This is a genomic window from Mycolicibacterium aurum (genome assembly GCF_900637195.1).
Lineage (GTDB): Bacteria > Actinomycetota > Actinomycetes > Mycobacteriales > Mycobacteriaceae > Mycobacterium > Mycobacterium aurum.
The window spans coordinates 3,030,605-3,056,349 of sequence record NZ_LR134356.1 but is presented as its reverse complement, the minus strand read 5'-3'; the positions used below and the strand labels follow the sequence as shown (position 1 = coordinate 3,056,349).

The following is a 25,745-nucleotide window of genomic DNA, read 5'->3' as shown; positions in this document are numbered from 1 at the left end:
TTCCGTCCATCCCGTCCGGATAGATACAGGTGCAATGACCGAAGAGAAGCAGCGCCCCGGCAACACCCCCGCCATCCCCGTCGCCGTTGTCGGAGTGACCGCCATCTATCCGGGCGAGCCCGGGCTCGAGGGGTACTGGCGGACCATCACCGGCGGTCGGGACGCCATCGGCGACGTGCCGCCGTCGCACTGGCTGATCGAGGACTACTTCGACCCCGATCCCAAGACTCCGGACAAGACCTACTGCAAGCGCGGCGGCTTCATCGATCCGGTGCTCTTCGACCCGATCCGATTCGGCCTGCCGCCCAACGCGCTGCCCGCCACCGACTCCGCGCAGTTGCTCGCCCTCATCGCCGCCAGGAAGGTGCTCGACGAGGCAATGCGCTCCGGGGTGGACGTCGACCTCGACCGCGTCGACATTGTGCTGGGCGTCGCGTCGACGACGGAGCTCGTGGTCCAGATGGGCTCGCGGATGCAACGGCCCATCTGGCGAAAGGCAATGCTGGAGAACGGTCTTCCCGAAGATGAGGCCGACGAGATCTGCCGCGACATCGCGGATCACTATCCGCCGTGGATCGAGAGCACGTTCCCCGGACTGCTGGGCAACGTCGTCGCCGGACGCGTCGCCAACCGTCTCGACCTCGGCGGCAGCAACTTCGTCGTCGACGCCGCATGCGCCAGCTCACTGTCGGCGCTGCAGACCTCACTGCACCGGCTGTACCTCCACGAAGCGGACCTGGTGCTCACCGGCGGCGTCGACGCGCTCAACGACGTCATGATGTTCATGTGCTTTTCCAAGACTCCCGCGTTCTCGCAGAGCGGTGACTGCCGACCGTTTTCCGATGCCGCCGACGGAACGATCATCGGCGAGGGCGTCGGCATGCTCGCCCTCAAGCGCCTCAGCGATGCCGAGCGGGACGGCGACCAGATCCATGCGGTCATCCGGGGCATCGGAAGCTCCTCGGACGGGCGGGCATCCAGCGTCTACGCACCACGTCCGCAGGGTCAGGCCAAGGCACTCCGTCTCGCTTACGAGCACGCCGGTTACGCACCGTCGACGGTGGAACTGCTCGAGGCGCATGGCACCGCGACCAAAGCCGGTGACGTCGCCGAGTTCGCCGGACTCAAATCCGTGTTCACCGACGACTCGGCGCGCATCGCACTCGGCTCGGTCAAGTCCCAGATAGGCCACACCAAAGCGGCAGCCGGAGCCGCCGGGTTGATCAAGGCGGTTCTGGCACTGCAGCATTCGACGCTCCCCGGCACGGCGAAGGTGGACCGCCCGAACCCGGCGCTCGGGTTGGACGAGACACCCTTCTACATCAACGCCCAAACCCGCCCGTGGGTGCGCACCGGCGATCAGCCCCGACGCGCGGCGGTCAGTTCGTTCGGTTTCGGCGGTAGCAACTTCCATGTGACGCTGGAGGAGTATCGCGGGGAACGGCGTGCCAAACGTCTGCGGACCCTGCCCACCGAACTCGTCGTGCTGAGCGCGGACACAGAAGCCGCGCTGCAGCAACGCACCGCCGACATCATCGCCGCCGTACGCACCGGAGAACGCCTGGCGCGCATCGCGTTCGAAGCGGCCAACGATTTCGATGCGTCGCAGCCGGCGCGGGCGGGCCTGGTGGCTGCAGATACCGCATCACTTCAGAGCCTTGCCGAGAAACTGGGCCAGGCACTGGCCGACGGTGCGACCTCGCAGCTCAAGGACGCCAACATCTGTCTGGGCCTGGGTCCTGCGCGCACCGGTAAGACGGCGTTCGTCTTTCCCGGTCAGGGCAGCCAGTACGTGGGGATGGGCGCCGATCTCGCCCTGGAGTTCCCCGAAGCCCTCGCCGTGTGGGACAGGCTCGATGGTGATCTCACCGATCTGCATCGGATCGTGTTCCCCGAGCCGGCGTTCGACGCGGCGGCGATCAGTGCACAGAAGACTGAACTCACCGCGATGGAGAACGCGCAGCCGGCCATTGCCGCCACCAGCCTCGCGCAACTCGCGCTGCTCGACGTGCTGGGCGTGACCCCGGACGCCGCCGCCGGCCACAGCTTCGGGGAGGTCACCGCCCTTGCCGCCGCTGGTGTCATCCCAGCTGAGCACCTGGCCGCCACGGCGCGGATGCGCGGCGTGTTGATGGCGGAGGCGGGCCAAGGCAAGGACGGCGCCATGTTGGCGATCGTCGCCGGCGCCGACGAGGTACGGACACTGCTGGAGTCGCGACCGGAGTCGGCGCGATCGTTGGTGATCGCCAACGACAATGCGCCCCAACAGGTAGTCCTGGCCGGACATGCGCCCGACATCGCGTGGGCGGAGGCCGCGGCGAAAGAAGCAGGCTGGACCTCGCGCCGCCTACCGGTGGCGTCGGCCTTTCATTCCGATGTGGTGGCGGCGAGCTCCGCACCCTTGGGGGAGTACCTCAAGACGCTCAAGCTCGCGGAACCGAGCTTCCCCGTCTACGCGAACACGTCGGCCCAACCGTACGGCGAGCAGGTGGCCGAACAGCTCGCCGATCAGGTGCGGCAGCCGGTGCGGTTCCGCGAGATGATCGAATCGATGGCGCGCGACGGCGTCACCCGGTTCATCGAAGTGGGGCCTGGTCGGGTGCTGACCGGACTTATCGACCAGATCCTCGACGGCGCAGCCCACCTCGCGGTCGCGTTGGACAGTTCGCGAGCCGACGGGTTGCGCGGTTGGCATCGTGGGTTGGCGGCTCTGGCCGCCGACGGCGTGGCACTGGACCTGGTCTCGCTGTTCGACCACTACGACGAGCCTGAGAAGTACGCCCCCGCCCCGGCGCACGCCGTGCTGGTCGGCGGGGCGAATCTCGGCAAGCCCTACCCGCCGGTGGACGGCACGACATCGATCACGCCCAAGCGCGTTCGCGCAGCGCGGCCGGCGACGCCGGTGGCGGCAGCAGAAGGATCCCGAATGACCCACGTAGTCCAGCGAATGGAATCCCCGGCGCCTGCCCCCGTCGAGGTGTCGGCGCCTGCCGTACACGTCAGAGAAGCTGAACCGCAGGAGGCCGCGCCCGAAGTGCACGTGCCCGCGCCGGCCGCGATGGTGTCCCCCGACGCCTGGAGCGTCATCGATCGCATCCAGCAGGAGACTGCCGAGCAGCACCAGCGCTACCTGGAGGTGATGACGCAGAGCCACCAGGCCTTCCTGGACGTGTCCGTGCAGATGATGGCCGAGATTGTGGGCGATCGCGACCCCGCACCCCAAACACCCAGACTCGCAATAAAAGAGGTCGTCCAGGCGCCGCCGTCAGTTGCCCCTGCCGTCGTGTCGTCGCCGAGCCCCGCGGCGTCGGTGACGCTGGTCGAACAGGTCCCGGCGCCGGCGCCGGCAGCTGTGATGGTGCCGTCCCCGAGCCCCGTGACAGAGCCGCCGGTATCGACTTCGATTCTGTCGCCGTCCACCCCGGTTCCGTCGGTGCCCACTGGTGATGTGGTGTTGGCGATCGTGTCGGAGAAGACGGGTTATCCGGCGGATATGTTGTCGCTGGGGATGGAGATGGAAGCCGAGCTGGGGATCGATTCGATCAAGCAGGTCGAGATCCTGGCCGCTCTTCAGGCGAAGTATCCGGGAGCGCCCGATATTCCGGCCTCGGAGTTGGCGGGGCTGCGCACACTGCAGGACGTCGTGGACACTGTCGCGGGGTTCACCAATGGGGCCAGTGCCCCGGCGCCGGTGGTGTCTGCGCCGGTGCCGTCGCTGCCTACTGGTGATGTGGTGTTGGCGATCGTGTCGGAGAAGACGGGTTATCCGGCGGATATGTTGTCGCTGGGGATGGAGATGGAAGCCGAGCTGGGGATCGATTCGATCAAGCAGGTCGAGATCCTGGCCGCTCTTCAGGCGAAGTATCCGGGAGCGCCCGATATTCCGGCCTCGGAGTTGGCGGGGCTGCGCACACTGCAGGACGTCGTGGACACTGTCGCGGGGTTCACCAATGGGGCCAGTGCCCCGGCGCCGGTGGTGTCTGCGCCGGTGCCGTCGCTGCCTACTGGTGATGTGGTGTTGGCGATCGTGTCGGAGAAGACGGGTTATCCGGCGGATATGTTGTCGCTGGGGATGGAGATGGAAGCCGAGCTGGGGATCGATTCGATCAAGCAGGTCGAGATCCTGGCCGCTCTTCAGGCGAAGTATCCGGGAGCGCCCGATATTCCGGCCTCGGAGTTGGCGGGGCTGCGCACACTGCAGGACGTCGTCGACACTGTCGCGGGGTTCAGCAACGACTCCGGCACCGAACAGTCCGCAACACAACGTGATTCGGAACCATCCGGTCCGCCGTCCGGTGGTCTGTCCTGCACCGAGGCCGAGCTCCAGCCGGTGCCGCCCAGTGGTTTTGCCATGGCAGGTCTGCGCGACGGCGAGGTCTTCATCACGCGCGAAGAGCCGGCATTCGCCGACGCGCTCGAGCGCGTCATGATCAGTCACGGGATCAAGGCCAAGGCCGTCGACGAGCTGCCCGAGCGGGCGAGCGCGGTGATCTCCCTTGCCGCCCTTGCCGCCGCCAGTTCACCGGACGACTGCGTCGACATGCATGTGCGCGCCTTCCATGCGGCGCGCAGTGTCGCCAAGAGCGACTCCGAGTCAAAGCTTTTCGTCACTGTCCAGTCGACGGGCGCTACTTTCGCCGGCACGGATGCGCCGATCGGCGTCGCGAGCCTGGTCAAGACCGCCGCGTGGGAATGGCCGAACGCCTCCGTCCGGGCCGTCGACATCGAACACCTTGATGCCGAACGGTTGACAGCTGAACTGCTCCAAGGCGGAAGCGGTGTCGAGGTCGCCCTGCGGGGCGACGGCATCCGACTGGTCGCCGTCGACGGCATCGCATCCTCGGTCGGCGACGGTGAGACCCTCAGTGTCGTCGAGGGTGGCGTCGTCGTGGTCACCGGCGGGGCGCGCGGTGTCACAGCCGCGTCCGCGCTGGCACTGGCGAAACAGCACGGTCTCCGGCTGGCGCTACTCGGTCGCACTCCGCTGCGGGACGCCACGGCGGACGAGCCGTCGGGCACCACTGTCGCCGAGATCGCCACGGCGCTGGCGGCATCGGCGCGTACGCGCGGAGATCAACTGAGCCTGCCGCAAGCCCGTGAACAGGCGGAGCGCCTGATGGCAGAGCGGGAAGTCCGCGCCACGCTCGCCACCGCCGAGCAGCAGGGCACGCCGGCACGTTACTTCGCGGCCAGCATCACCGATCGGGCCGCGCTGCACGGTGTCCTCGACGAGGTGCGGCAGAGCTTGGGGCCGATCGTCGGAGTCGTGCATGGCGCGGGCGTCCTCGCCGACAAGCGACTGGAAGACCTCGACGACGACCAGTTCGTCAAGGTCTTCAGCACGAAACTGGTCGGTGCAGAGGCACTCCTGGACGCGACGACCTCCGATGACCTGCGGTTCATCTCCTTGTTCTCGTCGATTGCGGCGCGGGCAGGCAATCCCGGCCAGTCCGCCTACGCCGCCGCCAACGCGGCGCTGGAGTCCATTGCGGCGCGCGAAGCTACGCGCCGCGGCGACGGGTGCGTCGTCCGCGCCTTCGGGTGGGGTCCGTGGGACGGCGGCATGGTCGACGCGACCCTCAAGAGCCGCTTCCTCGATGCCGGGGTCGACGTTATCCCCATCGACGAAGGCGCCCGCTTTTTCGCCGACACGGCGCTGCGGCGGTCACCGGCGACCGCTGTCGTCGTGGCTGCACCCGCGGAACCACGGCTGCGAACGGCGCACCTGGAATGGGACGTGTCGATCGAAACGCTGCCCATGCTCGAAGACCATCAGGTCCGCGGACGGGTCGTGGTGCCGGTGGTGATCGTGCTCGACGCGATGCTGCGCGCCGCACGCGGTCTGCTGGCAAGCGACAACATCGTCATCCGCGACTTCCAGGTGCTCTCCGGCGTCACGTTCGCCGCCTGCGAACAGCAGGACCTGGCAATCGATTTCGAACCGGCCGGGTCGTCCTACACCGTGACGATCCACGACTGCGAGGGCCGGGCGCGATACCGCGCGGTCCTGGAGCCTGCGTCCGGCACACCGGCGGCGGTGTCCGTTCCGCCACTTTCCGGGTCGGCGTGGCCGATGACCGTGGATCAGGCCTATTCGGGCCCACTCTTTCACGGCCCGCGATTCGCGGTCATCGAGTCACTGGACACTTTCGGGGCCGCGGGTGGTGCAGCAACCCTTTACGGTGTCATGCACCTCGGGTGGCCGGACAACGACTGGGCCATCGACGCTGCCGCTATTGATGGTGGGCTGCAGTTGGGCATTCTGTGGGCCACGACGCACCAAGGTGCCCTTGTTCTGCCGCAGCGAATCGCTCGCGTCGTTCTGCATCGCACATTCGTCGGAGGCGGCATCCTCAGCTGTCGCTTCGCCGCACACCCGAGGAGCAACAACCGATTCGACTTCGACATCGCATTTGAGGCGACGGATGGCAGCTTGGTCGCGACGCTTGAGGGCGTGGAGTTCTACGCTGTGGGTCCTGCGGCGGATACGACAGCGTGACCTTTTTCGACCCTGTCGCGATCGTCGGCCGCAGCTGCGTATTACCCGGCGCGACTACTCCTGAGGCGCTGTTCGACGCGACCCTGGCCGGACGCTGCCTGCTCACGCCGACGCCGCGCGACCGCTGGCGCGGCGTGGATCCCGCTGTGCTGCAGTCCAGCGGAGCCCCTGGTTTGCGGGTGTCCTCGGCGACCGGCGGTTACATTGCGGGAGCCCCCGATGTGGCCGACATCGCAGTGAGGATCACCGGCCTCGACCGACTCGATCCACTGGTGTCCTGGCTCGCCTACTGCGCACGGCAGGCACTCGGCGGCCCGCTCGCCGCTCCGCGAACGGGTCTGATCGTCGGCAACCTCTCCTATCCCAGCACCCTGCACACCGCATTCGTGGAGAGCGTCTGGCAAGGCGGCGACACCGTCGATCCGCGCAACCGATTCTCTTCAGGGCTGCCGGTGCACCTGGTGGCCCGCGCGATGGACATGACCGGACCGGCGTACGCGCTCGACGCGGCCTGCGCGTCATCGCTGTACGCGATCAAGCTGGCCTGCGACGCCCTGCACGACGGCACCGCCGACGTGATGCTCGCCGGTGGTGTCAACGGTTCGGACGATCTGTTCCTGCACCTGGGTTTCACTGCACTGCAGGCACTGAGCGCATCGGGGCGCTCGCGCCCGTTCCACGCCGAAGCCGACGGACTGGTGCCGTCGGCGGGTGCCGCGCTCGTCGCGCTGAAGCGCCTCGAGGACGCCGAACGCGACGGGGAGCGCATCCTCGGCGTGATCACCGGTGTCGGCCTGTCCAACGACGGGCGCCAGAGTGGCTTTCTGGCACCCGCGGTCGGCGGCCAGACGAGGGCCATGACGGCGGCACTGGATCAGGCCGGGATCGCGCCCGCAGACGTCGATTACCTCGACTGTCACGCCACGGGTACGCCCCTGGGCGATGCCACGGAACTGCAGAGCATCGCTGCGGCCTACGGTGACGTGCCGCTGAGGTTGGGTGCGCTGAAGGGCAACCTGGGTCACACCATCACGGTGTCCGGTGCGGCGAGCCTGGTGAACGTACTGTCGGCCATGCAGGCATCGGTGATCCCGCCGGCGCTGTGCGATCAACCGACCGGGACGCTCGCAGATACCCCATACACCTTGGCGACCATCGCCGTTCCGTGGGATACGGACATCAAACGGGCGGCGGTCAGCAACTTCGGGTTCGGCGGCAACAACGCCCACCTGATCGTCGAAAGCTACTCCGGGCCAGCCCGTGTGGCCTCGCGGAAGGCGACACCTCGCGATGAGGGCGACATCGTCATCTGTGGGATCGGTGTGGTGACCGGCGATGCCGCCGACGCCGAGACATTTCGCCAGCGTGCGCTCGGGCCCGAAGCGACACCCACTCCGCTCCAGACGGTCGACCTCGAGCTCGTCGGGCTCGGCTTTCCCCCCAGAGAACTCCAGGGCAGCCTCACTCAGCAGACAGCGATGCTGGCGGCCGCCGCCCAAGCGCTCGTGGGCGTCGACACCGACACCGACCGGACCGGGGTGATCGTCGGCATGGGATGCGACGCCACCATTGCGCGTCAACGGCTGCGGGTTCTCAACCTCACCGACGACGCGTGGCTGACCGCGAACAAGGATTCCGCCCCGCAGCTGACGGCAGACGGCGTCATCGGGACCATGCCGAACATCCCGGCCAACCGCATCCACGCCCAACGTGATTTCCGCGGCTTCGGTTTCACGGTGTCCAGCGAGGAGTTGTCCGCCATCGACGCGATCAGGATCGGCGTGCGCGCCCTGCGACACCGAGAGCTCGACGCAGTCGTCGCCGGAGCCGTCGACATGTGCTGTGAGCCTGCACATGTCGCAGCGGCAGACGCGCTCGGTACCGATGGTGGTGCTCACGGTGACGCCGCTGTCGCCTTCGTCCTCAAGCGGCGCGCCGACGCCGAAGCTGCGGGCGACGAGATCATCGCTGTGGTCGATACCGACGGCGTGCCGTCTCTGCCGGCTGCCGCGGAACCGAACTTTGCCGTCGGGCGATTCGGACGCACGCACGCGGCCGGCGCTGCTCTCGAGGTGGCCGCGCGAGTCGCCGCAGTGCGCGCACGAGTTCGGGTGGACCGCGACGGAGCACAACCTGCACCCGGCGGCGCGCACGCGACCGTGCGGCTGGAGTCGATGGGCGGCCACACCGACGGGATCGCCCTGTCCGCGGCCGACCTGACGCCCGTGCCGCTGTCCGTCGGCGCCGTGCCCATCTCGGAACGCTATGCCGGTGACAGCAGGGCGGATCTGTTGAGCCGGATCCGGCGGCACGAGACCGGCGGAACCGGCCCGGTGCGTTGCTCGTTGGTCGCCGGCACCGAAGGTGCGCTGGACGGGCTTCGGAAGGGGACGGTCGAGCGGCTGAGCCGAGGCGAGTCCCCGGCGGGCATGGGCGTCGCGTTCGCCGACACCCCGATCGTCGGCGAGCTGGCGTTCATGTTCACCGGAGCTGCCGCGGCCTATCCGGGAGCGGGCCGCGAGCTGTTACTGGCGTGGCCGGAACTCGGCGACGTGCTCGCCGAGCGGTTCTCCGGCGTCGGTGAACTGGCACGCGCGCTCTACGGGGCAGGTATCACCACACTGGACCCGCGAACCCAGCTCACCGGTTGCGCACTGGTCTGCCAGGCGCAAGCCGAGTTCTCCCGCACCGTCCTCGGCTTGGAGCCGGCTGCGGCCATCGGACTCTCCTCGGGTGAGACCAATGCCCTTCTGGCTTTCGGTATCTGGCGCGATCTGGAACCGATGCTCGACGAGATCGAGGCGTCGGGCATGTACGGCGACGAACTGACGGGCGCCTGCCGAGTGGCGGCGTCGCACTGGGAGGTCCCGGGGCAGCCGGCGCCGTGGGAATGCTGGCGCATCACCGCGCCGAGGCCGGACGTCGAGCGGGCCCTGCTGGTGGAGCCACGCGCGTACATGACCATCGTCCAGGCACCTGACGACTGCGTCATCGGTGGAGATCCGCAGGCCTGCCGGCGGGTGATCGCTGCGATCGACGGTGCGCGTGCCATGCCCTTGGGGCTGGACATGGTGATCCACTGCCAGGCGATGGCTCCGTTCGCCGACACGTGGCGCGACATCCACACCCGGGACACGTATGCCGTGCCGGATGTGCGGTTCTACACCAACGCCGTCAACCGGGCCTACACGCCGACACGCGATGCAGCGGCCGAGGCGATCACCCGACAGGCCCTGGAGCCCATCGACTTTCCCGCCACCGTGCTCCAGGCGTGGGAAGACGGTGTCCGGGTGTTCGTGGAACACGGGCCGCGCGCCATCCTCACGGGCGCGATCCCGAAGATCCTCGGGGACCGTCCGCATGTGGTGGTGGCGCTCGATCCGCAGGAGCGGCGCGGCCTGCGGGCCCTGGCCGAGACCGTGTCGAAGTTGTGGGTCCACGGCGTGCCGGTCCACACCGAAACCTTCGATGCCCGGATGGAACACCTGCGTGCGCCTGCCGACGCCCCGGCGGCGGGCAACGCGCGCACGTTGACGCTGACAGCCCATTGGCCGGACATCGTCTCGGCATCCGCGACGCCTGACGTCGCCGGCATGCCGGTGACCGAACCGGACCGTGAAAGGACGCCGGAAATGGACCCCGCACAGTCGCAAGCCATGCCACCGGCGCCGGCCGGTCTCGATCCCCTGGTGTTCGCCGGGGCGGCGCCTGCGCACTACGACACGAGCCCGGTGAGCCGTCCCGCGGTCGCTACGATCAGCGACAGGCCGGCGGCGGCGGTCAGTGACAAGACGACCGCGGCGCTGAATCTGGTGGCGTCGATGAGTGCGGCGCATACCGTGTTCGTGGAGCGACAGGCGGAGGCACATGCGTCGTTCCTGAAGGCGCGCGGAGCATTTGTGGCGGTGGCAGCGGGTAGCCGATCACCGCGTTCCGCAGTAGCGCCGCCGGTTCCGATGGCGCGGGTGAGCGCGCCCGTCGCGCCACCGCCGGTGGTCCCGGCACCGCGGCCGGTCACGCCGCCGAAGAGTCCACCGCCCTTCGATCCACCGGTTCAGGCGCCTCCGGCGGCTCCGGCGGCTCCGACGGCTCCGACGAGCAGGGAGCCGCTCTGGTCGAGAGCCCAGCTCGAAACGCTTGCCGGCGGCAATATTTCGGAGGTGCTGGGTCCGATCTTCGCCGAACTGGACCAGTACGAGCGTCTGGTGCGGATGCCGGAACCCCCACTGCTGCTGGCCGATCGTGTGATGAGCATCCACGGTGAACCCGGCACGATGGGTACCGGCCGGATCGTCACCGAGACCGACGTGGATCCCGACGCCTGGTACATCCACAACGGCCGGATGTCGCCGGGTGTGGTGATCGAGTCCGGTCAGGCCGACCTCTTGCTCGCCTCCTGGCTGGGCGCGGACTTCAGCAACCGCAGTGAACGGGTCTACCGTCTGCTCGGATGTGACCTCACATTCATGGGCGGTCTCCCGCGGGGCGGCGAGACACTGCACTACGACATCCACATCGACGGCCATGCGAAAACCGGTGCGACCCGGCTGTTCTTCTTCCACTACGACTGCTACATCGGGGACCGGCTAGCCATCTCGGTACGCAACGGCCAAGCCGGGTTCTTCTCCGACGCCGAACTCGCGAATTCCGACGGCGTGCTGTGGGACGCCGCCGACGACGCCCCACGGGACGGCGCGCGGCGTGACGCGGGTCCGCAGGTGACGTCCAAGCGTTCCTTCGGGCCTGGCGACCTCGAGGCGTTCACCCGCGGAAACGCGTTCTCCTGCTTCGGCGTCGGTTTCGAGATGGCCGCGGCGCACTCGCGCACTCCGAGCCTTCCGGCCGGGAAGCTGCGGCTGTTCGACGAGGTCGCCGAGTTCGACCCCGACGGCGGTCCGTGGGGGAGAGGTTATCTCCGTGCGACCGCCGCGGTGCCGACCGACGCATGGTTCTACGACGGCCACTTCAAGAACGATCCCTGCATGCCGGGGACATTGATGGCCGACGCGGCCACCCAGGCCCTGTCGTTCGCCATGGCCGCCTACGGATTCACGATCGACCGGGACGGCTGGCGGTTCGAACCGGTGCCCGACGAGACGGCCCGCTTCGTCTGCCGGGGACAGGTGACTCCCGACAGCGACCACACCCTCGACTACGAGGTGTTCGTCGAAGAGATCATCGACGGACCGACGCCGACGATCTTCGCTGCCCTGCTGTGCAGCAGCGACGGTTTCAAGGTCTTCCATTGCCGCCGGTTCGGGATGCGCCTGGTACCCGACTGGCCGATGCCGCCCGGTGCACCGGGACCGGTGCAGATTCTGGCCGGCACCAGGGATGTTCGCGGTGACCAGGGGGCCCTGCTGGCATGCGGACGCGGTATGCCGTCTGACGCGTTCGGTGCCCTGTACGCCCCGTTCGACGGCACCCGCCGCGCACCGCGGCTACCCGACGAGCCGTACCACTTCATGTCGCGCATCATCAGCGTCGACAGCCCACCCGGAGTGCCGACCAAGGACGGCACCGTCGTCGCGGAATACGACGTGCCCGCCGACGCCTGGTATTTCACGGATGCCCACTCCGACGCCGTCCCGATGTCGGTGCTGATCGAGATTCTGCTGCAGCCCTGCGGCTGGCTGTCCTCCTACAACGGCTTCGCCGCCAACCGGCCCGATGACGTGGTGTTCCGGAACCTCGACGGCGGCGACGTCGTGCTGCGCAAGCCTGCGGGCGTCGGCACGCTGCGGGTGACGTCGCGACTGGAACGGTTCGCCGAGGGCGGCGGCTCGACGATCGTGTTCTTCGACGTCGTCTGCACGCAAGGCGACGACGTGATCATGACCATGAAGACCGCCTTCGGATTCTTCAGCCCTGACGCGCTCAAGAACCAGGTCGGACTCAGGGTGAAACCAGTTGCGCTGGAGGCACTCTCCGCGCCGGCGCCGGTGTCGCTGTCCTACCGGGCCGAGGAGCTGGACGGCGCCCCATGGCTGGCCCAGGGCCGTCTGCAGGTGATCGACCGGGTGAACTTCTGGCCCGGCGGGGGAGAAGCCGGCCTGGGGCGGCTGGTCGCGGAATTCGATGTGCGGCCCGAAGCGTGGTTCTTCAAGGCGCACTTCTTCCAAGACCCGGTGCAACCCGGCTCGCTTGGCCTGGAGGCCATGCAGCAGGCGGCCCGCGCCGCGGTGCGGCTGTCAGGCCTGGCCGACCAGGGGTCGGCATTCGAACCTGTCGCGGTGGGTCAGTCGTTCAGCTGGAAGTTCCGCGGCCAGGTGATACCGACCAACTCGCGGACCCGTTCGGAGATCGAGATCATCTCCGCGACAACGGATGACCGCGGTGTCCTGATCGTCTTCAACGGCTCGTTCTGGGTCGACGACCTGTGCATCTACTCGACCGACGCGATGGGTGTGCGGGTGATCTGAAGAGCGACGACGCGACGTTCAGGGACAGATACCCACCCACTGAGGGGTATGTGACGGCTTGTCTCCGATGACCGCAAGCGCCCGTCGTGGAGGCGGCTCGCTCGAACCTTTCGCTATGCGTTCATCACTGGCGACGCTCAAGCAATGTCGCTACCGGTACCTTCAGACTGGGGGATGTGACGGCGTCATCGAAGTGCTCAGAGGGAGTGCCGCTGCTTGAGGATGTGTACTGCTGTCGCATGGTGATCTGGCCGGCGCCCAGCCGCGAACTGATCGATTGCAGTCGCGGGCTCGGCCGGGGACGCACGACAATCGGCCACCAGAACCACCGTCCGAGCAGTGCGGCGATGGCGGGCGTCAGGAAGGCCCGCACGACAAGAGTGTCGAACAGCAACCCCAGACCGATGGTGGTACCGACCTGACCGATGACCATCAGATCGCTGAACACCATCGCGGCCATCGTGAACGCGAACACCAACCCGGCGTTGGTGACGACTTTTCCGGTGCCGCCCATCGCGCGGATGATGCCGGTGTTGATGCCGGCGCCGATTTCCTCTTTCATCCGTGAGACCAACAGCAGGTTGTAGTCGGACCCGACACCCAACAAGACGATCACCGCCATCGGCAGGACCATCCAGTGCAACGGGATACCGAAAATGTACTGCCAGATCAGCACCGAGAGCCCGAAAGACGCGCCCAAAGACAACGCCACCGTTCCGACAATCACCACCGACGCCACCAGCCCGCGGGTGATCAGAAGCATGATCAAGAAGATCAGACACAGCGCGCTGACCCCGGCAATCAGCAGATCGTATCGTGAACCTTCTTCGAAATCTTTGAAGGTGGAGGCACTTCCGCCCATGTAGACCTGTGCGCCGCGCAGCGGCGTCGTCTTCAACGCCTCGTTGACCGCGTCGCGTATCCGTTGGATGCTGGCAATGCCGTCGGGTGACCCTGGGTCGTTCTTGTGCGAGACGATGAATCGCACGGCTTTGCCATCGGGGGACAGGAACGAGCTCATCGCCCGTTGGAAGTCGGGATTCTGAAAGACCTCTTCCGGCAGATAGAACGAGTCGTCGTTGTTGGCCGCATCGTATGCCTGGCCCATGGCCGTCACGTCCTGCGTGGAGTTGTCCATGACTCCGAATGTGCCCTCCATGGTGCTGTGCATGGTCAGCAACATGGACCGCATCGACTCCATGATCTCGATGGTCCTCGGCAGCTGGGCGAGAAGCTCAGGCAACAGCGTCGCGAAGTTGTCGAGATCGCCCTGCAGTTCGTGCATCTTCCCGGCGATCTGGTCGATTCCGTCCAGTGAATCGAACAGGCTTCTGACCGAGAAGCACAGCGGGATGTTGTAGCAGTGGGGTTCCCAGTACAAATAGTTGCGGATCGGCCGGAAGAAGTCGTCGAAATTGGCCATGTTGTCGCGCAGTTCGTCCATGACGACGACCAGCTCCTGCACCTGCGCCACCGAATTCAGTGTCGTGTCAGTCAACTGGCGTTGCAGTTCGTACATGCGCCGGGCCAGTTCAATCTGCCGCGCCAGCATGTCGGCCTGTGCTCCCATGTCGTCGACACGGTCCTGCATGTGCCTCATCATCTGCTGCTGGCCGGCGTTCTGCATGCTGATGAGAAACGGTATCGACGTGCGTTCCAGGGGCGTCCCCTCCGGTCGGGTTATGCCCTGGACACGCGAGACGCCGGGCACTTCGAATATCGCCTTCGCGATCTTGTGCAGCACGATGAAGTCGGCCGGATTGCGCATGTCGTGGTCGGACTCGACGATGAGGATGTCCGGCATCATCCGGGCCTGGGAGAAATGGCGGTCCGCGGCCGCGTAACCCAGGTTGGCAGGAACGTCCTGCGGAATATACTGGCGGTCATCGTAACTCGTCTGGTATCCCGGCAGAGCGATCAGACCGATCAAAGTGACCGCCAGCGTCGCGACCAGAATCGGGCCGGGCCACCGGACGATCGCGGTGCCGATCCGTCGCCACCGGCGGACATTGATCGCACGGGTGGGATCGAACAGGCCGACGCGACCCCCGATAGTGAGGACTGCCGGTACCAGCGTGAGTGCAGCAGCCACCGCGACCAGCATGCCGACCGCGCATGGCATGCCGATGGTCTGAAAGATCGGCATCCGGGTGAAGCTCAGGCACATGAGCGCTCCGGCGATCGTCAGACCGGATCCGAGTACGACCGGAGCCACCCCGCGAAAGGTGGTGTAGTACGCCGTCTCGCGGTCCTCGCCGGAGTTACGTGCTTCTTGATACCGGCCGAAGAAGAAGATTCCGTAGTCTGTGCCAGCCGCCATCGCGAGTGCCACCAACAGGTTGATGGCGAATGTGGATAGCAGGAACACCTCGTGATGGCCCAGGAAGGCGACAATGCCCCGCGCGGCGAACAACTCGATTCCCACAGTGATCAGCAGCGCGACGACGGTCACCACCGACCGGTAGACGATCATCAGCACGACGAAGATGATCAGCGCCCCTATCAGGGTCATCTTCAGAATCGACGTCTCGCCGCTGTGCTGCATATCGGCCAGCAGTGGTGCGGCACCGGTGACGTACACAGAAAATCCGGGCGGAGGCGGCAACCGGTCGACGATGGCGCGCACCGCAGCGACCGACTCCACACCCGCCGACGACCCCTGGTCTCCGACGAGGTTGAGCTGGACGTAGACGGCTTTGCCGTCGGGGCTCTGCGCACCCGCAGCGGTGAGCCGGTCGCCCCACAGATCCTGCACGTTCTCGATGTGCGCGGGGTCCTTCTCCAGTTCGGCGACCAACTGGTCGTAGTACTGGCGAGCCGAGTCATCCAGCGGCGCTTCACCTTCGAGGATGATCATTGCCGTGCTGTCGGAATTGGACTCGTCGAACAGCTGCCCCATCTGTGACATCGCCTGAACCGAAGGCGCGTCCTTCGGGCTCATCGGAACAGACTGCTCGCGACCGACTTGCTCGAGCGACGGGACGGCGAACGTGACGATCAGGGTCAGCACCACCCAGCCCAGAATCGTTACGGGCGCCAGCATTCGCAGCGTGCGCGCAACCAGTGGCCGGCCCGCGTGCAGGTGATGGTTGCTCATGTGGCGGCCACCAGGCGCGCAGCCGACTCGGCCCGCGTCACTTCGGTGGCGGGCTCTGCAACAGGGCACGTACCAGCGGGCGGGTTCCGGTGCTCTTCAGGAAGGCGCTCGCGGGCCGCGGACGCACCTGCTGCGGCCACCAGAACCACCGCCCCAACAGCGCGGCGATCGACGGCGTCATGAAAGCCCGCACGATCAACGTGTCGAACATCAGACCCAGGGCGATCGTCGTACCCACCTGGCCGATGCTGCGTAGATCGCTGACCACCATCGATCCCATGGTGGCGGCGAACACAAGGCCCGCGGTCGTGACGACCTTGCCGGTACCGCCCATGGCCCGGATGATCGCGGTGTTGATACCGGCGCCGAGCTCGTCCTTGATGCGAGCCACCAGCAGCAAGTTGTAGTCGGACCCCACCGCCAACAAGGTGATGACCGTCATCACCAGGACCGCCCAGTGGATCTGCACTCCGATCACGTACTGCCATACGAAAACCGACACACCGAAAGCGGCTCCCAGCGAGATCAGCACGGTACCGACGATCACCGTCGCGGCGACGAGGCTTCTCGTCATGATCAGCATCACGATGAAGATCAGGCAGATGGCCGCGACGACGGCGATCATCAGATCGTATTCGGAGCCGACGACCATGTCCTTGGTGATCGCAGCGGTGCCTGTCAGATAGATCGTCGAGCCCTCCAGCGGAGTGCCTTTGAGAGCCTCCTCTGCGGCACTCTTGATCTCGGCAACACGTGCGATCCCCTCCGGTGACGCCGGGTCACCGTTCTGCAGGACCAACATCCGGACCGACTTGCCGTCGGGGGAGATGAAGACGTCCATGACCCGCTGAAAATCCTTGTTCTGGAATACCTCCGGCGGGATGAAGAAGGTGTCGTCGTTCTGCGCGGCATCGAAGGCCTTACCCATCGCGGTCGGGTTCTCACCCGTACTGCTGTCCATCTGGCCGAAGATGCCGGACATGGTGCTGTGCATGCTGAGCATCATGGTGCGCATGCTGGACATGATCGCGATCATCTCGGGGAACTGATCGACGATCTGGGGCAGTATCACATTGAGCTGGTCCAGATTCGCGACCAACCCGTCGAGTTTCTCCGACACCTGGTCGACGCTGTCCACCACGTCGAATACGCTCCGGATCGAGAAGCACAACGGGATGTTGAAGCAGTGCGGCTCCCAGTACAGGTAGTTGCGGATGGGTCGCCACATGTCCTCGAAATTGGCGATGTTGTCCCGCAGTTCGGCGGTGATCTCCTGCACCTCATGGGTGGTGCCGACCATGTCGCGCGTGGTGTCGACCATCTGTCCCATGAGGCCGTACATCCGCTGCATGACGGCGACCATCTCCTCGAGCATGTTCGCCTGCACCAGCAGGTCATCCATGCGCGACTTCTGGAACTGCATGTACTGCTGTTGACCTGCCTGCTGCATGCTCAGCATGTACGGGATCGTGGCGCGCGCCATCGGAATTCCCTCAGGCCGCGTCACGGCCTGCACGTTAGAGATGCCCTGCACCGCAAGGATCGCCTTGGCCAATCTGTTGAGCACCAGGAAATCGGCTGGGTTGCGGAGGTCGTGATCCGTCTCGACCATCAGGATCTCCGGCGTCATCATCGCCGACTCGGGGAAGTGCCGTTTGGCGGCAGCCATGCCTGCGTTGGCCGGGATGTCGTGGGGCAGGTACTTCTGGTCGTTGTAGCTGGGCTTGAATCCCGGCAGCGCCAGCAGACCCAGCAGGGTGATCGCCATCGTCGCGACCAGGATCGGCGCGGGCCAGCGGACGATGGCGGTGCCCAGCCGCCGCCAGCCACGAACCTGCAGGTTGCGCTTCGGGTCGAACAGGCCGAATCGGCTGCCGGCGGCCAGGACCGCCGGAAACAGGGTCAGCGCGACCGCGACGGCGACGATCACTCCGATTGCGGTGGGCAGGGCCAGAGCGTTGAAGAGCGGGAGCCGGGTGAAGCTCAGGCAGTACAGCGCGCCGGCGATGGTCAGCCCCGACGCCAGCACCACTTTGGCTACGCCGTGGTAGGTGGTGAAGTAGGCCGACACTGTGTCTTCACCGGCCTGACGAGCCTCCTGGTAGCGCCCGATGAAGAAGATCCCGTAATCGGTGCCGGCCGCGATACAGAGCGCGACAAGGAGGTTGACACCGAAGGTGGTGAGGCCGAGCATGCCGTGGTGGCCGAGCAGCGCGACGATGCCGCGCGCGGCCTGAAGCTGAATGCCCACCACGACCAGCAGCAGCAGGACCGTCGTGACCGATCGATAGACCAGCAACAGCATCACGCAGATGACCGCGACGCTGACGGCGGTGACGAGAATGACCGTCCGGTTGCCACTTTCGCCGACATCCGTGGCGATCGCGGACGGGCCCGTCACGTATGCCTTGACGCCTTCCGGCGCCTGCGTGTTCTCCACGATATGCCGGATCGCGGTCACCGATGCGTTCGTCGACGCCTGATCGGAACCGCCCGGCAGACTCACCTGGACGTAGGCGGCTTTCCCATCAGCGCTCTGGGCGGCCCCCCGCGTCAACGGGTCGCCCCAGAAATCCTGGATGCTCTGCACGTGTTCGGTGTCCGCCTTGAGTTGGCGGATCATGTGGTCGTAGTACCGATGGGCCTGGTCGCCGAGCTGCTCCTGGCCCTCGAGGACGATCATCACGACGCCCCCGCCGTCGGCGGAGCCGAATGCTGCGTTGATGCGCTCCGACGCCTGGATCGACGGCGCATCAACAGGATTCAGTGATACAGAATGCTGTTTCTCCACCTGTTCCAGCGAGGGCACGCCCATGGTCAGAGCTACGACGACAGCCAGCCAGGCCAGAATGATCAGCGGGGCGAATCGATGGATCGTCCGTGCGACGAGCGGACGGCGGCTGTGCAGAGAATGGTTGCTCATGCGGCCTTCAGTAGACATGCGGTGAACGTGCTGGCCTCGTGCGTGGCGGTCTCTTCAGCCTTGATCTCACCGTCCACGACGATGCGACAGCCAAGGGATTCGCTGTCTCCTTGAGCCGCGATGCTTCCGACGCCCGCGGCTCCGGTGATCGGGAACTCGAGCGACCAGGGCAAGGGCACCCCCTCGAGAAACTGGGGATCGCCGTTTCCGTTGAAGAAGCTGATCTGGGCGACCGTGCCCGGGGGACCGAAGATCTCGTACCGGAGGATCTTGGGATCGACGGTCGCTGCCGAGTCGTCGGCGGTGTCGCCGTAGGTGAGCGAGTCGTCGGATCCGAAGACACCGTGGAGTCGCGACACCGTGAAACCTCCCGCCACGACCACAATCAGGACCACGAGCGGGATCCACAGCTTGCGCAGCAGCGTGAACAGCGCGAAACCGAGTCCGCGACGACGCGGTCGGGTCGATCGAACCGGGCCAGACATCTGCGTCGGATCAGCTGCCTGCTCCGAGAACGCCCCTCGGAGTGGATCGACGGCATCGGGGTGATCGGTCGACGCGATATGTGACGGTGTCAACTCGGCTTGCGATCGCTCGGTTCGACTGTTCACATCAGGCAAGCTGCCGTCGACCACCTGCCCCACCTTTCACCTCTTCCCAATTCGGGGCTCCGTACCGGACCCAAGGGACTCGCGTCGAAGTCCGCAGTCGCCATCGGCATACCGGCGGGCGACCCACGTCGCGACGCAGCGACAGACGACATACATTTGACGCCAGAGTCAATCATGCCAAGCGCCACCTTCGGGTGATTTTCGGCAAACGCGCGCGCCCTCGCGCCCGGCCGGAAACCGGCATCGCCTCCCGATCGCGTGCCGCGCGCGCGACCGGGGGGTCGACCATGACAAGAGGCTGCCGCGACCTGCGAATTCGTCTGCGGTTGCGCTGGGTCAACGCCACGAGATTACGTCCGTCGTCGCATTATCGGACCGCCTCGCGCCATCGGCCGACAGCGGGGCGTCGACGGCTTGTCCCACGGTGGCAATGCCCCACCTCTGAGGCTCGACGGGGGCGTCAGACGGTCGTCCCCGCGCCGGAGGCAGGGGAGGACCGCAAATATACGCTGACGTCAGTTTAGCCGTCCCGGGGCGGGGTCCGACTGCTACAGTCGGGCGCTACACCGGCAGTACACGACGCAGAGCGGGGCATATATAGATGTCGGCTGAATCGGCCGCGCTGCACGCACCAGGACGGTTTTCTCCGGGCTGGCTGCGCTCTCGACACTTCCTGGGTCCGGTCCTGGCGATCGGCGGTGTCCAGTTGGTGGCGGCGATGGACGGACCCGTCGCGGTGTTCGCGCTGCCGCGAATCCAGAACGAACTGGGTCTCTCCGATGCGACACGCGCCTGGGTGATCACCGCCTATCTGCTGACGTTCGGAGGGCTCATACTGCTGGGCGGACGTCTCGGCGACGCGTTCGGTCGCAAGCGCGTGTTCATCGCCGGAGTTGCGCTCTTCACCTTCGCGTCGGTCCTGTGTGGGATCGCGTGGAACGGACCTTCGCTGGTGGTTGCTCGACTGCTTCACGGCGTCGCCGCCGCGATCGTCACTCCCACGTGTACGGCCCTCCTGGCCACCACGTTTCCGAAAGGCCCGGCGCGCAACGCGGCGATCGCGGTATTCGGTGCGCTGGCCAGCATCGGCGCGGTCCTGGGCCTGGTGGCAGGCGGGTTGCTCACGGAGATCTCGTGGCGACTGGCGTTCCTGGTAAATGTGCCCATCGGCATCCTGGTGATCTGCGTGGCCCGCGGCATGCTCAGGGAGACCCAGAGGGAGCGAATGAGGCTCGACGTGGCTGGGGCGGTGCTGGCCACGCTGACCATCACGGCCACCGTGTTCGGCTTGTCGATGGGACCGGAGAAAGGGTGGCTCTCGGCCACCACGCTCGGTCTCGGATTCGCGGCGCTGGCCGCATTGCTGGCTTTCATCTTCGTCGAGCGGACGGCGGAGAATCCGATCTTGCCGTTCAGCCTGTTCCGGGACCGGGACCGAATCGCGTGCTTTGTCGCCGTGTTTCTCTGTACCGGAACGAGTTTCACACTGACGGTTCTGGTCGCGTTCTACGTGCAGAACATCATGGGACTCAGTCCCGCTCAAGCAGGTGTGGGCTTCATCCCGATCGCGGTCGCGATGGCCCTGGGCACCGCGGTGTCCTCACGGGTGGTGATGTCCCTGGCGCCCCGCCTGGTCGTCATCGGCGGCTGCACCCTCGTCCTCGGCGCAATGGTGTTCGGTGGGCTGACGCTGCACGGTGACATGGCGTATTTCCCGGACCTGCTGGTGCCGATCGTGATCGGGGCTTTCGGCATCGGCATCATCAATGTGCCCCTCGGCCTTTCGCTGATCGCCAGTGTCGGCCCCGACCGCATCGGTCCCACCGCGGCGATCATCGTGATGCTCCAAAGCGTCGGCGGTCCGGCAGTACTCGTGGTCATCCAGGCCGTCATCACCTGGCGCATAATGCAGTTGGGTGGCACCACCGGTCCTGTCTCGGGCATGACCGGCGCTCAGCTCACCGCCCTGGACCACAGTTACACCCATGGTGTGCTGTGGCTCGGGGGAGTCGCGGTCCTGCTCGGCGCGGTGGCGCTGTTCATTCGGTACACCTCGGCCCAGGTCGCGCACGCACGACAGGCCCAAAAGGAGTTCGGCGACGAGTTCGCCGATTAGCTACTCGATCCTGCCGACCAATCCGAACTCTTGGCTGACACGCGCGACGAGGGCGCCCAGTTCGGCCCGGGTGCTCACCGAGCCGGAGCCGAAGGCGCAGACGTAGATCGTGACCAGGTTCATCTCGGTCGCAGTGCCGTAGTAGACGTGCACCTGACTGCCGATGCGGTCGAGCCAGCGGCGGGTCAGGTGCTGGCTGGCACCTCGGGCGAACGCGGCGTCGCACAGCGAGCCGTCCGGACGAATGGCCGCGGGCCCGGTGTCGCCCAGGTTGGAGCACACCGCCGGCTGCTCGGGGTCGTTGCGTGCGTACTCGGCGAGTCCGCGCCAGGTTCGCTTTGGCGTGAACGGGGTCAGTGGTACCAGTTGCGTTGCGCCGTCGTCGTTTTCCTGCGCCAGCTTCAGCGCGTTCTTGATGGCTGATCGGGCAGGCGCCAGATCCGTGGTCAGATCGGCAACCCCGATCCTTGCTCTGACGAACTTCACGGCGATCGCGCGCGCATCGTCGCCGCTGGTGCGGTCATTGACCGTGAGCAGCACGGGGACGCCGTCGACGCCACCGTGCTGACGACCCATACGTGCGTCCAGCGCGGCGGTGAATGCGGCGGCGAGCGTGCTGTGGGTGCCGCCCAGTGCAGCGGCGCGCGCATTCCACGCGTTCTGCTCGAAACGTATCCAGACACTGGGAGCGACAACGGGATTTTCCGCGTCGATCCCGGGTTCGGGGACCTCGCGGGACGGCAGCGACCGTTCGTCTTCGTCGCGCCGCCGGCGAGCCTCTCGGACCGCCGCCACGAAAGCATGGGCGGCCGCCGGCAACTCCCCGAATGTCTGTGTTGCGTCCTCGATCAGCGCCCGACGAAGCGAACGGCTTCGTGGCGGCGGATAGCCGAGGTCACGTGGCATCCCCAGTACGGCCTCGGTCACCGCGACCGCACCGCCGATGCCGTCGATGACATAGTGCGACAGCACCAAGCTGACGGCGGTGGCGCCGTCGGCCAGCGGGAGGACCTCGATACGCCACCCGGGCCCGGACTCCGGGTCGATCAGCTGCTGCGTGCACTCGTCGAACCAGTCGCCGAGTTCTGAACGTGGGCGAGCACGGTCGGCGACGGCGAGTCTGCGGGGTACGGGCGCCGCGACCCAGCGATGTCGCCCGAAAGGTAGTGGTGAGCGTTCGATGAGACGACCGAGCAACCCACGCGCGAGCCCGTCCTGCATCTGCCTGAGCTGGTCGAGATCGATGGGTCGGTCGTAAACCCAGCCAACCTGCATGACCTCTTTCTGTCCGGCCGCTCGGTGGCCCTCGTAGAAGGCTTGGTCCAGTAGCGCAAGCCGATTGTCCGCCCACACATCGCCTGCCGGTACACCCTCATCGAGATGTGAACGCGCCGAATGTATCCGGACTGCCACTATCACGCCTCCGATGACCTCTAGAACAGCCCGCGCGAGCGGCGAGGCAGTCGCCTTCTGACGCGGGAAGCGACGTGCCGCCCGCAGAGGCGGCTCGTACCGTTTGTCACGCCAGAGCGTAGCTGATGGACTGGACGCCCCCGGTCAAAATTTGCAATGCCGTCAACATGCACTCTGGTAACGCTTTTCGGGTCATGCCGCCGGGTTGGCGGGTTACCTTGCCGAATAGAGCGCTGTATCCCTATCCTGTCGCGGTGAGCAGCATGCAACGCCGTCCCGCGGGTGACTCGTGACAAGCGCCGCGGGGATGGCGCGGGCGGAGCGGGAAACACCGTTGGCCGTCGACGCACGGGATTCGCGTAGCTGACCCATGGACTTGGACTGTCTGAGCGCACAACGACGCACGCCGGCACGTCCCGTCGCGTTGTTCGTCCTGGGGTTCGGACGCTCCGGAACATCAGCACTGGCGCGGGTTCTGTCCTTGTGCGGTGCAGCGCTCCCGCCGAACCTGTTGGGCGCCACCGCCGAGAATTCCCGGGGATTCTGGGAACCGCGCGCCGCCATCCACCTGAACGAAGTGATCCTGCGTAGCCGGGGAATGTCGGCCTACGACTTGGGGCTGCGGAAGCAGGGGGCGCTTTCGAACGCTGAAGACGACCGCGCGCTGGTCAGGATCCGGGAGTTCTTCGCGACGCTGCCCAGTGCCCCGCTGGTGGTTATCAAGGAGCCCAAGATCACCGCTCTGACCACGCTGTGGTTCGAAGGTGCCCGCCGAGCAGGATTCGACGTGGCCGCCGTCGTCGCGATGCGTCACCCGGAGGAAGCCTCCGCCTCGATCGGAAAGCGGGCCAGCCAACAGAATTACGTGCGCCCGTCTCCGGAGCTCAGTAGCGCCTGGTGGCTCAAATACACCTTGCTCGCCGAAAAGGACACCCGCGATGTGCCACGGGTGATCGTTGACTTCGGCAACCTGCTCGATGACTGGCGGCGTGAGGTGAAGCGGATCAGCTCGGCGCTACACCTCGATCTGGACCGGCAGGACGAGGCCGTCATAGACGATTTCCTCTCGCCCAGCCTGCGGCATCATCGCCATCGCGGGTGTGTCAACGAGCCGTTTGGCACCGACTGGGTGGGTGCGGTCTATGCCGAGCTGACCGCCGCCGCCTGTGACGAACCGTGGGACCAAGCCGTCCTTGATCGTGTCTTCGACGCGTATGAGGCCAGCGAGCGAGGTTTCCGAACCGCTATCGAGGATTCACAGCGCTATCGCAATCTGAACCGGCTCATGCTGCCGTCCCTGGTGAAAGTGGGTCTAGAGCTCCTGGCGCTGGCCCACCTTCGACGGGGTACCTGGGCGTAGGCGCGCTCGTGGTGGACCGTGAATACCCGATGAAGATCGTGCTGGCGTTCTACGGAACCCGCGGAGACGTCGAGCCCGGAATCGCACTCGGGCGCGAGCTCGCCCGCCGAGGACACGACGTCTGCCTCGCCGTCCCACCCGACCTCATCGCTTTCGGCGAGTCCGCGGGGCTCGACGTAGTCGCCTACGGCCCCGACAATCAGGCTTGGCTGGAATCGACGCGCAACTTCTGGGCCCGCTTCTTCCGCAACATCTGGCGTGTAGGCGAACTCAAGAAGTTGCTGCACGACTCCCGCGAGCCCGGCACCCGCGCATGGGCGGACATGAGCGCGTCACTGGTCGCCCTGACCGAGGACGCCGACCTGCTGATCTCGGGCATGAGCTATCAAGAACTCGTCTGCAACGTCGCGGAATACCGCACGATGCCCATGGCGACCTTGCTGTGGTTTCCAGTCCGGGTGAACGGACATCTCCTGCCCTCTGTGCCTGCGCCAATCATCCGCGCAGCAATGACCGCCTACGAATGGCTGGTATCGCGCGGAGTGAAGGCAAACGAGGAGGCGCAGCGGCGTACTCTCGGCCTCCCTGAGAACACCCTGTCGGCGCCGGCCCGGTTGACGGCCCGAAATGCGCTGGAGATCCAGGCCTACGACGAGGTGTGCTTTCCCGGCCTGGCCACCGAATGGGAGCCGTGGAACAGCCGGACACCGCCCCGGCGACCGTTTGTAGGCACGTTGACCCTGAGCTCGCCGACAGCCGCGGACGACGCGGTCCTGTCGTGGATTCAGGCGGGGCCGCCCCCGATCTTCTTCGGTTTCGGGAGCATCCCGGTGGAATCGCCGGCCGACACGATCGCGATGATCGCTGCGGCCTGCGCTCGGCTGAATCATCGGGCTCTGGTCGGTGCCGGGTGGAGCGATTTCGACACCACCTCTGCGCCCGAACACGTCAAAATCGTCGGTACGGTGGACTTCTCCAGGATCTTCCCGGCCTGCCGAGCTGTCGTCCATCACGGTGGCGCCGGCACCACCGCGGCGAGCCTGCGTGCTGGTGTACCCACTCTGATCCTGTGGATGGCTGACGTGCAGGTGGTCTGGGGCCACGCCATCAAGCATCTCAAAGTGGGTACTGCGCGGCGCTTTTCAACCACTACAGAAAAATCGCTGGTCGCCGACCTGCGGACCGTTCTCGCACCCGAATACAGGGTACGTGCGCGGGAGGTCGCGGCGCAGATGACGGACTCCGTGACGAGCTGCTCGGCGGCGGCAGATCGGATCGAGGAATACATACTCGGACTGCGGTGA

9 protein-coding genes are annotated in these 25,745 nt (G+C 66.3%); 5 read left to right on the top strand and 4 right to left on the bottom strand.

All coding sequences use genetic code 11. The features are described from left to right. Positions 1 to 34: 34 nt before the first annotated feature. Together EL337_RS14445 and EL337_RS14440 are read left to right on the top strand one after the other, a co-directional pair. Positions 35 to 6,499 (top strand): type I polyketide synthase, encoded by a 6,465-nt coding sequence (locus tag EL337_RS14445; protein WP_126316584.1) that lies wholly within the window; start codon positions 35 to 37, stop codon positions 6,497 to 6,499. Next, complete coding sequence (locus EL337_RS14440; RefSeq protein ID WP_048630993.1) at positions 6,496 to 12,921, top strand: type I polyketide synthase; 6,426 nt, start codon at positions 6,496 to 6,498, stop codon at positions 12,919 to 12,921. Before EL337_RS14445 ends, EL337_RS14440 begins: the two co-directional genes overlap by 4 nt. A 124-nt stretch (positions 12,922 to 13,045) precedes the next feature. Here EL337_RS14440 and EL337_RS14435 read toward each other — a convergent pair whose 3' ends face one another. The 3 genes from EL337_RS14435 to EL337_RS14425 are packed head-to-tail and all read right to left on the bottom strand — an operon-like array spanning position 13,046 to position 19,360. Beyond that, entirely contained in the window at positions 13,046 to 16,018 is a 2,973-nt protein-coding gene (locus EL337_RS14435) for an MMPL/RND family transporter (RefSeq protein WP_083442977.1), read from the bottom strand. Positions 16,019 to 16,055: 37 nt separating this feature from the next. Next, a complete protein-coding gene (locus tag EL337_RS14430) occupies positions 16,056 to 18,941 on the bottom strand; it encodes an MMPL/RND family transporter (protein ID WP_048630992.1) in 2,886 nt (961 codons plus the stop codon). Continuing rightward, positions 18,938 to 19,360 (bottom strand): MmpS family transport accessory protein, encoded by a 423-nt coding sequence (locus EL337_RS14425; RefSeq protein ID WP_048631256.1) that lies wholly within the window; start codon positions 19,358 to 19,360, stop codon positions 18,938 to 18,940. The genes EL337_RS14430 and EL337_RS14425 overlap by 4 nt, the downstream gene beginning before the upstream one ends. 793 nt (positions 19,361 to 20,153) lie before the next feature. Between EL337_RS14425 and EL337_RS14420 the strand changes: the two genes are divergently transcribed. Beyond that, positions 20,154 to 21,668, top strand: coding sequence for an MFS transporter (locus tag EL337_RS14420; protein WP_053086817.1), 1,515 nt, complete (start codon positions 20,154 to 20,156; stop codon positions 21,666 to 21,668). Here the strand turns inward: EL337_RS14420 and EL337_RS14415 are convergent, their stop codons facing one another. After that, on the bottom strand, positions 21,669 to 22,943 hold the full coding sequence (locus EL337_RS14415) for a hypothetical protein (RefSeq protein WP_126316582.1): 1,275 nt from the start codon (positions 22,941 to 22,943) through the stop codon (positions 21,669 to 21,671). 508 nt (positions 22,944 to 23,451) lie between these two features. Between EL337_RS14415 and EL337_RS14410 the strand changes: the two genes are divergently transcribed. Continuing rightward, on the top strand, positions 23,452 to 24,441 hold the full coding sequence (locus tag EL337_RS14410) for a sulfotransferase family protein (RefSeq protein ID WP_048630990.1): 990 nt from the start codon (positions 23,452 to 23,454) through the stop codon (positions 24,439 to 24,441). A gap of 29 nt (positions 24,442 to 24,470) precedes the next feature. After that, a complete protein-coding gene (locus tag EL337_RS14405; protein ID WP_048631254.1) occupies positions 24,471 to 25,745 on the top strand; it encodes a glycosyltransferase in 1,275 nt (424 codons plus the stop codon).